This window comes from Micromonospora sp. NPDC006766, from assembly GCF_040636055.1.
Lineage (GTDB): Bacteria > Actinomycetota > Actinomycetes > Mycobacteriales > Micromonosporaceae > Micromonospora.
On the sequence record NZ_JBEYIX010000020.1, the window covers coordinates 11,974 to 21,442 of the forward strand.

Below are 9,469 nucleotides of genomic sequence, written 5' to 3' on the forward strand. Positions count from 1 at the left end.
GATGCGCACCAGCCTCGGCGACAGCACCGAGACGTACCAGGCGTTGCTGGCCGGGGAGTCCGGCCGGCAGCCGCTGCGGCACGTCGCCCCGGACGGGGTCAACGTCCGCTACGGCTATCACGTCGACGCGACCGGACCGGAGCGCCCGTACCGGGCTGGCGGCTGGCTGACCGAGTGCGTGGCGGCGGCGGCCCGCGACGCCGGCCTCGACTGCGCCCGGCAGCGTGTCGTCGCGATCGTCGGCACCGGGCTGCGCGAGCTGCGCGCGGTGGAGCGGTGGCGGGCGGACGGGCAGCCGGTGGACCCGGACGCGCTGCACTTCGGCACCGCCGTCCGCAGCGCGCTGCCCGGGATCGAGGACGTCGTCACCGTCTCCAACGCCTGCGCGGCCTCGTCGCACGCGCTCGCCCTGGCCGCCGACCTGATCGAGCTCGACGAGGCGGACGCGGTGCTGGCCTGCGGCGCGGACGCGATGGCCGAGAGCATGCTCGCCATGATCGGGCGGGTCGGTGACGAGTCCAGCGACGCGGTACGGCCGTTCGACGCCGACCGGAAGGGGGTGCTGCTCGGCGACGGCGCGGTGGCCGTCGTGGTGCAGCGCGCCCCGGACACCGGGGCCGCCGTCGAGCTGCGCGGGGTGGGCCTGTCGTGCGACGCGTACCACGAGACCGCGCCCGACCCGGACGGCCTGCGCGCCGCGATGACCGACGCCTACCGGCGGGCCGGCCTGCACCCGGCCGACGTCGGCCTGGTGCTGGCCCACGGCACCGGCACCGCGCTGAACGACCCGACCGAGGCCCGGGTGCTGGCCGGGCTCTTCGCCGACGCCCACCCCGGGCCGCTGGTCACCGGGATCAAGGGCGCGATCGGGCACACCTCCGGCAGCGCCGGGCTGATGAGCCTGCTCGTCGCCGTCGAGGCACTGCGCCACGGCCAGGTGCCGCCGGTGGTCGGACTGCGTACGCCGATCCCCGAGGCGGCCCCGCTGAACCTGGTCGTCGGCGAGCCGGCCGCCACCGACGCCCGGGTGGCCCAGGTCAACGCGTTCGGATTCGGCGGCGTCAACGCCGTCTGCCTGGTGGAGGTGCGGCGTGAGCGGTGACCGGGTGGCGATCGAGGCCGCGAGCGTACACGTGCCGGGGATCGCCCCGGACCGGCTGATCGCCTCGGCCACCGAGCCGGACTGCGGCCCCGACGATGCGCACACCCTGCTCGGCCGCAAGGGGCTGCTGTTCAAGGAGCCGGCGGTGCGGATCGCGATGTGCGCCGTACACCGGGCTCTGAGCCTGCCGCCCGGCCGGCCGGCCGCACCGGTGGCCGGCGCCGTCGGCACGGCCGTGGTGGTCAGTTCCAACTTCGGCAACGTCGCCACCGTCTGCGACATCGTCGACCAAGTGCGCGTGGGCGGCCTGCGCGGGGTGAGCCCGATGCAGGCGCCGAACGCCTCCAGCAACATCATCGCGAGCAGCATCGCCATCCGGTACGGCTTCACCGGCCCCAACCTGATGGTCTGCTCCGGCGCGACCGGCGGGCTCGACGCGCTGCGGCTCGGCGCCCTGCTGGTGCGCAGCGGCCGGGCACCCCGCGTCATCGTGGTGGGCGCCGAGCCGGCCGACGAGATCGCCACCGCGCTGCGTGCCGCCGCCGGCCTGCCGTCAGGCCCGCCGCACGGGATCGCCGCCTGCGTGGTGCTCGCCCCGGCCCGGCGGCCCGGCGGGGTGCGGTTGCACTCGGTACGCCGACACCGCGCACCGGAGGCGATCCCGGCGGCCGGACCGCGGGCCATCCGACTGTCCGGCGGCGACGCGTCCGACGACCTGGCCGCCCTGATCGACGCCGGCTACGGCGCGGCCGGGGTGCTGCAGACCGCGCTCGCCGCCCGGTGGCTGACCGACCCGGCCACCCGACCCGACGGCGTCGACGACGCCGGCGAGGCGGTGCTGACCTGCGGCTCGGCCGGCGACGGATTCGCCACCGCGCGGCTGTACCGCGACGGAGACCCGACATGACCTGGCGTCTGCTCACCGCGCCCGGGGCTGACCCGGCTCCCAGGCGCGGGCGGGTGGTGGCGGCGGTGCACGGCCTGGCCGACAACGGAACCACCTGGCAGCACCTGGCCGCGCTGCTCGGCGCCGGATACCGGTGGTACACGGTAAACGCCCCGTGGAGCGCCGACCCGGGCCGATCCCTGACGGACGGCGCGAGACCCGCCGACTGGCTGCGGCGGGCCCTGGCGGCCCTGCCCGAACCCGTCGACATTCTCGTCGGCCACTCCTTCGGCGCCAACGCCGTACTGGATCACCTGGCCGCCCGGCCGGAGCCCGCGGTCCGCGCCGCAGTGCTGCTCGCTCCGCTGGTTCGCCCCGAGGATCGGGCCCCGCACCCGGTGCTGGTCGCCCGCACCCGAGCGGCGATCCAGCAGGTCGTGGCCGACGGGCTGCGGGCCCGGCTCGGCCCGCGCGCCGCCCACGTCGACGACGACGTGCTCGCCGCGATGGTGGACAAGGCCGTCGCGCGGGTGCCCGACGGCGCCACCGAAGTGGTCCTCGACCGGCTGCTCGCGACGCCACGGCCCGCGCTGGGGCAGATCGACACCCCGACCCTCGTCCTGGCCGGCCGAGGTGACCAACGGCTGGCCGGGGTACGGGCCCGCTCGCTCGCCGTGATGCCGGCGGTGGAGGTGCACATCCACCCGCACTACGGCCACTTCTGTCACATCACGCAGGCGGCCGAGGTGGCCGCCGAGTGTGCCGAGTTCCTCGACCGCGTCGCCCCGGCACCGTCGCCGACCGGTCCCACCCTGGAGGTTGTCACATGACCGTTGCCCTCGACGCCCGACCGACCACCTACCGCGGGCGGCCGCGGTACGAGGGTGCCAACATCGGCACCTGGGTCGGCTTCAAACAGTTCGTATACCTGGCCGAGGACGCGGTGCTGCAGCACTACCGCGACCGGGGAACCGGGCCCGGCCGGCTGTTCCACGACTCCGGCGTTCAGTTGTCCATCGTGGAGCATTCGGTGCGGCTGCCCGGCCCGGTCTTCGTCGACGACGAGGTGCACGCCGAGGCGACGCCCGTGCCGAGCGCCAACGGCGCCGAGGACACCTTCGTCGTCACGCTGACCGTCGAGCGCGACGGGCAGCCGGTGCCGGTGCTCAAGGGCAAGGTCCGGGTCGCGTTCGTCGCGCCCGCCGGGACCCTCGACGCACCACCGGCCGAGGTCGCCGGCCGGGTGGTGGCGGACCTCGCCGCCCTGCGCCCCCCGGCCGAGGCGCCCGCCGCGTTCCGGTCCGGCTTCCGCTGGAGTGAGACCATCCCGTACCCGCACTGCCAGTTCTCCGACCGGATGCAGCACTCCGGCTACGTACGCGACCTGGAGGAGGTGGTGCACCGGTACCTCGCCGCGCGGGGCATCTCGATCCGGCGGATGCTCACCGAACGCAACTGGATCCCGGCCGTGACCCGGTCCCAGGTGCGGCTGCTCGCCGACGCGTACCTGGAGGAGGAGCTGCACACCGTCTTCACCGTCGACGACATCGTCAAGGACGTCATGTTCACCGGCCGGATGGACTGCTACGTGGTGCGCGACGGCCGGATCGTGCACACCGCCACCGCATCGATCACCCACGGGTACGGGGTGGCCAGCGGCCCGGACGCCGGCCAGGTCGCCGTCATGGACGAGCAGACGCAGACCGCGCTGCTGTGGAGCGCGCCGTGACCGATCGACCCAGGGTGTACTTCTCGTTCCAGAGCCCGTTCAGTTGGATGGCGCTGCGCCAGCTCGAGGAGCGCGTGCCGGGCTTCGCGGACCGGTTCGAGTACGTGCCGTTCTGGGACCCCGACGCCCGGACCCGCGCCGGTCTGGAGGCCCAGGGTGCGGACTTCCACTACACGGTGATGAGCAAGGCCAAGCACCTGTACATCCTGCACGACACCAAGCGGCTCGCCGCCGGCTTCGGCTACCGCCTGGTCTGGCCGGTGGACGTGGCCCCCTGGTGGGAACCGTCCGCGCTGGGCTGGCTGCGCGCCCGCGAACTGGGCTGCGAACGACAGTTCTACCGGGTCGTCACCGAGGCCCGCTGGGATCGGGGCGACAACATCAGCGATCCGGCGGTGCTGCGGGCCGCCTGCGACACCGCGGGGCTGCCCGGCGCCGAGCTGATGGCCGCCGTCGACGACGACCGGATCCGGAACCTGGGCGTGGCGGCGCTGGTCAGCGCGCACCACGACGAGGTGTTCGGCATCCCGTTGTTCATCGTCGACCGGCAGCGCTACTGGGGCGTGGACCGGGTCACCGACGTCGAGGCGGCGGTGTGGGCGTCGCGCGGTACCGGCCCGGCAACCGGGTCACCCGATCTGCTGGACAGCCTGCCGGTGGCGGCGCTGGCCACGGTCGGCTCATTCGACCACGACGAACCCGGCGGCTGCGGCTAGCCGGTACGGAAGGAGACGACAGTGCGCACCTGGCAGGGATCCCGCATCGCCGGGCTCGGGTACTACCAACCGCCGCGGGTACTGACCAACGAGCACCTTTCCCAACTGGTCGACACCGACGACGCGTGGATCCGCAGCCGGGTCGGCATCCAGCAGCGACACGTCGCCGAGGATCAGTCGGTGGCGGACATGGCGACCGCAGCCGCCGGCAAGGCGCTCGGCGCGGCCGGCGTGCAGCCCGCAGAGGTGGACCTGGTGGTCGTCGCCACCTGCACGTCCATCGACCGGGTGCCCAACGTGGCGAGCCGGGTCGCCGCGAGCCTGGAGATGGCCGGGCAGGCCGCCTACGACATCAACACCGCATGCTCCGGCTTCTCCTACGCGCTCGCCACCGCCGACCACGCCATCCGGGCCGGCGCCGCCGGCACCGCGCTGGTGATCGGCGCGGAACGGCTGACCGACTTCCTCGACTGGCAGGACCGCAGCACCTGCATCCTCTTCGGCGACGGCGCGGGGGCCGCGGTGCTGGTCGGCGCCGACGAACCGGGCGTCGGCCCGGTGGTGTGGGGCGGGTCCGCCCAACGCGGGCCGGCGATCCGCATCGAGGGCCGCGAGGCGCGGATCGCGCAGGACGGCCAGACCGTGTTCCACTGGGCCACCACCGCCCTCGCGCCGATCGCGGAGGAGGCCTGCCTGCGGGCCGGCATCAAGCCGGCGGAGCTGGCCGGATTCGTGCCGCACCAGGCGAACCTGCGCATCATCAACGCGGTCGCCCGGGACCTCGGGGTCGAGCAGGCCGTGATCGCCCGGGACATCGTCTCGTCCGGCAACACCTCGTCGGCGAGCACACCCATCGCCCTGGCCAAGCTGGTGGAGCGCCGGGAGATCCCCACCGCCGCACCCGTGCTCCTCCTGGGCTTCGGCGGCGGCCTGACCTACGCCGCCCAGGTAATCCACTGCCCTTGAGGGGCGCGCCGCCCGCTCGGGCTCGAGCAGGTTGCAAGCCGTCTCCGATTGTGATCCGAGGACAACCCGAGGTGGGTGGTCGACCGTGAGCGCGTCACCTGGCGTGAGCCGCCGGGCCCTATTCGAGCCGGGGGAATACGAGTGTTCCAGTGCGGAAGTGATAGCCGTGAACCGTGAGGCGCTGCTGGGCAGCCTGGCCATGGTCGGGCGGGCGATGCCGCGTACCCCGCTGGTGCAGTTGCGTCACGACCGGCTGAACCTGTACGCCAAGTTGGAGTACGTCAACCCGAACGGCAGCTCCAAGGACCGCTCGGCGTACTGGATCCTGAAGCGGGCCGTCGAGCGCGGTGACATCACCGAGCGGACCACCATCGTGGAGTCCTCGTCGGGCAATTTCGCCATCTCGCTCGCCTCGTTCTGCCGCTGGATCGGGCTGACCTTCATCCCGGTGATCGACCCGAACGTCAACGCCAGCACCGAGGCGTACCTGCGCCGGCTGTGCGACCGGGTGGAGAAGGTCACCGAACCGGACGCGGCGGGTGGTTACCTCTCCACCCGGCTGCGTCGAGTGGAGGAGCTGCGGGCGGAACTGCCCTCGGTCTACTGGCCCAACCAGTACGCCAACCCGGACGCCCTGGAGGCGCACGACCTGCTCACCGGCGCCGAACTCTGCCGGGACCTGCCCCGCATCGACTACCTGTTCGTCGGGGTGAGCACCGGCGGCACCATCGCCGGGCTGTCCACCCGGCTCAAGCGGCTGCACCCGGACGCCTGGGTGGTCGCCGTCGACGCCGAGGGCTCGGTCATCTTCGGCGGCCCGGCGGCCAAACGGCGTCTGCCCGGGCTCGGCTCCAGCATCGTGCCGCCGCTGGTCGGCAAGGCCAGCGTCGACGACGTGATGATCGTGCCCGAGGCGGACGCCGTACGCGGCTGCCACGAGCTGTTCGAGCGGCACGGACTGTACACCGGCGGGTCGACCGGCAGCGTCTACAGCGCCATCGAACGGTACTTCGCCGACCACCGGGGACCTCGACCGACCGTCGCCTTCCTGTGCGCCGACCGGGGCCACGGCTACGCCGACACCGTGTACGACCCGGAGTGGGTCGCCCGCTTCATCGCCCAACGCGACCGCGGCCAGTCCGTGGCGCTGGTGTGAGAGGAACCCGAGACAGCATGTCCCAGACCCCGCCGACCGTTCAGCCGTTCACCGTGGTCACCGCGGCCGAGGTGGCCGCGGCCATCGAGGCCGACCGGGCCGCCTGCCTGGACGCGGTACGCCGCGCCTACCTGACCCACGACGAGGCGGACACCGCGCTGCCGCACAGCAGCTTCCTGCGCTTCCCGCAGCTGCCCCGGGACCGGATCATCGCCCTGCCCGCCTACCTGGGCGGCGACTTCGAGGTGGCCGGCATCAAGTGGATTGCCAGCTTCCCCGGCAACACCGCGCACGGCATCCCGCGCGCCTCGGCGGTGCTGCTGCTCAACGACCTGGCCACCGGCTACCCGTACGCCTGCCTGGAGTCCTCGCTGATCTCCGCGACCCGCACCGCGGCGTCCGCGGTACTCGGCGCGCAGGAGCTGGTCGGCGGCCGGCGGGTGGCCAGCGTCGGCTTCATCGGCACCGGCCTGATCGCCGAGCACGTCCGTCGCTTCCTGCGCGACCTGGACTGGGAGATCGGCGAGTACCGGCTGTTCGACCTGGACCCGGCGGCGGCCGAACGGTTCGCCGCCACGGTGCAGGCCGACGGGGTCGGCGCGGTCAAGGTGGTCCCCGAGGCGGCCGACGCGTTCGGCGCCGACCTCGTGGTGCTGGCCACCGTGGCCGGCGAGCCGCACCTGCACGACCCGGCGCTGCTCGCCCACCGACCGGTGGTGCTGCACCTGTCCCTGCGCGACCTGTCGCCGGAGATCGTGCTCGCCGGCCAGAACATCACCGACGACGTCGAGCACGCGGTCCGCGAACGGACCTCGCTGCACCTGGCCGAACAGCGGGTCGGGCACCGCGACTTCGTCGCCGGCACCCTCGCCGACGTGCTGCGCGGCCGTATCCGCCGGGACCCCGACCGGGCCGCGATCTTCGCGCCCTTCGGCCTCGGGGTGCTCGACCTCGCCGTCGGGGCGTGGGCCTTCGACCGGGTACGCGCCGCCGGCGGCGGCCGCCCGATCGCCGACTTCTTCCCGCCGGCGAACTGACTCTGGAGGGCTGGCACGTGGACCTGACGATCGAGGCCGAGGGGCTTCGCAAGAGCTACGGCAAGCACACCGCGCTGGCCGGGGTGGACCTCGCCGTGCCGGCCGGCACCGTGCTCGGCATGCTCGGCCCGAACGGCGCCGGCAAGACCACCATGGTGCGGATCCTGTCGACCCTGCTCGCGCCGGACGGAGGCACCGCCCGCGTCTGCGGGCACGACGTGGTCCGCCAGCCGCGCGAGGTGCGCCGCCGGGTCGGCCTCACCGGCCAGTACGCGGCAGTGGACGAGCTGCTCACCGGCCGGGAGAACCTCGCCCTGATCGGCGTGCTGCACCACCTCGGCCGCCGGGCGGCCCGCGCCCGGGCCGACGAGCTGCTGGAGCGGTTCGGGCTCACCGACGCCGCCGGCCGGGCCGCCCGCACCTACTCCGGCGGCATGCGGCGTCGGCTCGACCTGGCCGCGAGCCTGGTCGCCGACCCGCCGGTGCTGGTGCTCGACGAGCCCACCACCGGGCTGGACATCACCAACCGCCGGACCCTGTGGACGATGGTCCGCGAGCAGGTGGCGCGCGGCACCACGGTGCTGCTCACCACGCAGTACCTGGAGGAGGCCGACCAGCTCGCCGACCGGATCCTCGTCCTCGACGGCGGCAAGGTGATCGCCGAGGGCACGCCCGACGAGCTCAAGCGCAAGGTCGGCGACGAGCAGCTGCAGATCCGGCTGCGCGACGCCGGGCAGCGCACCGCCGCGGTGACCGCCCTGACCGCCGTCACGGCGCACCAACCAGTGCTCGACGACGACGGGACGACCCTGCGGCTGCCGTTGACCGACGGGCTGACCGGCATCGCGACCGTGGCGACGACGCTCGACGCCGCCAAGATCGACGTCGAGTCCTTCGCCAGCTGCGCGCCGACCCTGGACGACGTCTTCCTCTCCCTCACCGGACGCAGCACCGCCGAGAAGCCGGAGGCCACGGCATGACCACCCTCGCCGTCGAGACCTCGGCCCTGGTGGGCCGCCACCTGCGTCACCTTTCCAGGGTGCCGATGCGGTTGCTCGGCGTGACCGTGATGCCGGTCGCGTACGTGGTGATCTTCGGTTACCTCTTCGGCAGCGTCATCGAGGTGCGCGGCGGCGGCTACCGGGAGTTCCTGATGGCCGGCATCTTCGCCCAGATGATGCTCACCAACCTGCAGCACACCGGGCTCGGCGTCGTCGACGACCTGGGCAACGGCATCGACGACCGGTTCCGCTCGCTGCCCATCGCCGGGCTCGCCGTACCGCTGGCCCGGGCCGTGGCCGACCTCACCCGGGTGGTGGTCGCCTGCGTCGCCATGGCGGTGGTGGGCTTCGCGATGGGCTGGCGGACGCACGCCGGGGCGGGATCGGTGCTCGCGGCCTTCGGGCTGCTGCTGCTGCTCGGCTTCGCCGCCTCCTGGCTCGGGGTCCTGCTCGGGCTGAAGCTGCGCTCCTCGGAGGCGGTCAGCGCGGTGGCCTTCCTCGTCGTCATGCCGATGACGTTCCTGTCCAACGCGTTCATCCCGCTGCACGGGCTGCCGGGCTGGCTGCGCGCGGTGTGCGAGTGGAACCCGCTTTCCGCCGTCGTCGCCGCCTGCCGGGACCTGTTCGGCAACCCGGGTTCGGCCGGCGACGCGCTGCCGATGCGGCACCCGGTCGCCGCCTCGCTGCTGCTGACCGGCGTGCTGCTGGTGGTCAGCGCGACGCTGGCCACCCGCACCTACCGGGCCGCCGCCCGGGGCCGCTGACCCGGCCGCGTCCGCAGCGCCGCCCGTGTCGGTCCGACCGGCCGGGCGGCCACCCGCCGAGCTCTTGTTCACCCCCGCGAACACGCCGCGTCCGTAGCTCCGGAGGACTGCT

At 73.7% G+C, this 9,469-nt stretch carries 10 protein-coding genes; all 10 read left to right on the forward strand.

Going from position 1 to position 9,469, the window contains the following annotated elements:
* Window position 1: 1 nt before the first annotated feature.
* Complete coding sequence (locus ABZ671_RS18110) at window positions 2–1,102, forward strand: beta-ketoacyl synthase N-terminal-like domain-containing protein (RefSeq protein ID WP_357859014.1); 1,101 nt, start codon at window positions 2–4, stop codon at window positions 1,100–1,102.
* Complete coding sequence (locus tag ABZ671_RS18115) at window positions 1,092–2,009, forward strand: beta-ketoacyl synthase N-terminal-like domain-containing protein (protein WP_357858852.1); 918 nt, start codon at window positions 1,092–1,094, stop codon at window positions 2,007–2,009. The genes ABZ671_RS18110 and ABZ671_RS18115 overlap by 11 nt, the downstream gene beginning before the upstream one ends.
* Entirely contained in the window at window positions 2,006–2,818 is an 813-nt protein-coding gene (locus ABZ671_RS18120; protein ID WP_357858855.1) for an alpha/beta fold hydrolase, read from the forward strand. Before ABZ671_RS18115 ends, ABZ671_RS18120 begins: the two co-directional genes overlap by 4 nt.
* Window positions 2,815–3,717 carry a thioesterase gene (locus tag ABZ671_RS18125; RefSeq protein WP_357858858.1) on the forward strand — a complete coding sequence of 301 codons (903 nt, stop codon included), beginning with the start codon at window positions 2,815–2,817 and terminating at the stop codon, window positions 3,715–3,717. The genes ABZ671_RS18120 and ABZ671_RS18125 overlap by 4 nt, the downstream gene beginning before the upstream one ends.
* A complete protein-coding gene (locus tag ABZ671_RS18130) occupies window positions 3,714–4,433 on the forward strand; it encodes a DsbA family protein (RefSeq protein ID WP_357858862.1) in 720 nt (239 codons plus the stop codon). The genes ABZ671_RS18125 and ABZ671_RS18130 overlap by 4 nt, the downstream gene beginning before the upstream one ends.
* A 21-nt stretch (window positions 4,434–4,454) precedes the next feature.
* The gene (locus ABZ671_RS18135) at window positions 4,455–5,399 is read left to right on the forward strand and encodes a beta-ketoacyl-ACP synthase 3 (protein WP_357858865.1); all 945 of its coding nucleotides are present in this window, start codon (window positions 4,455–4,457) and stop codon (window positions 5,397–5,399) included.
* A 166-nt stretch (window positions 5,400–5,565) separates the two neighbouring features.
* Window positions 5,566–6,555, forward strand: coding sequence for a 2,3-diaminopropionate biosynthesis protein SbnA (gene sbnA, locus ABZ671_RS18140; protein WP_357858867.1), 990 nt, complete (start codon window positions 5,566–5,568; stop codon window positions 6,553–6,555).
* Window positions 6,556–6,572: 17 nt separating this feature from the next.
* Window positions 6,573–7,592, forward strand: coding sequence for a 2,3-diaminopropionate biosynthesis protein SbnB (gene sbnB, locus ABZ671_RS18145; protein WP_357858870.1), 1,020 nt, complete (start codon window positions 6,573–6,575; stop codon window positions 7,590–7,592).
* A 17-nt stretch (window positions 7,593–7,609) separates the two neighbouring features.
* A complete protein-coding gene (locus ABZ671_RS18150) occupies window positions 7,610–8,572 on the forward strand; it encodes an ATP-binding cassette domain-containing protein (protein ID WP_357858873.1) in 963 nt (320 codons plus the stop codon).
* Window positions 8,569–9,357 (forward strand): ABC transporter permease, encoded by a 789-nt coding sequence (locus tag ABZ671_RS18155; RefSeq protein ID WP_357550464.1) that lies wholly within the window; start codon window positions 8,569–8,571, stop codon window positions 9,355–9,357. Before ABZ671_RS18150 ends, ABZ671_RS18155 begins: the two co-directional genes overlap by 4 nt.
* Window positions 9,358–9,469: the final 112 nt, after the last annotated feature.

Coding starts and splice junctions, on each gene's coding strand:
- ABZ671_RS18110 (WP_357859014.1), top strand. CDS start 2: ATGCGCACCAGCCTCGGCGACAGCACCGAGACGTACCAGGCGTTGCTG.
- ABZ671_RS18120 (WP_357858855.1), top strand. CDS start 2,006: ATGACCTGGCGTCTGCTCACCGCGCCCGGGGCTGACCCGGCTCCCAGG.
- ABZ671_RS18125 (WP_357858858.1), top strand. CDS start 2,815: ATGACCGTTGCCCTCGACGCCCGACCGACCACCTACCGCGGGCGGCCG.
- sbnB (WP_357858870.1), top strand. CDS start 6,573: ATGTCCCAGACCCCGCCGACCGTTCAGCCGTTCACCGTGGTCACCGCG.
- ABZ671_RS18155 (WP_357550464.1), top strand. CDS start 8,569: ATGACCACCCTCGCCGTCGAGACCTCGGCCCTGGTGGGCCGCCACCTG.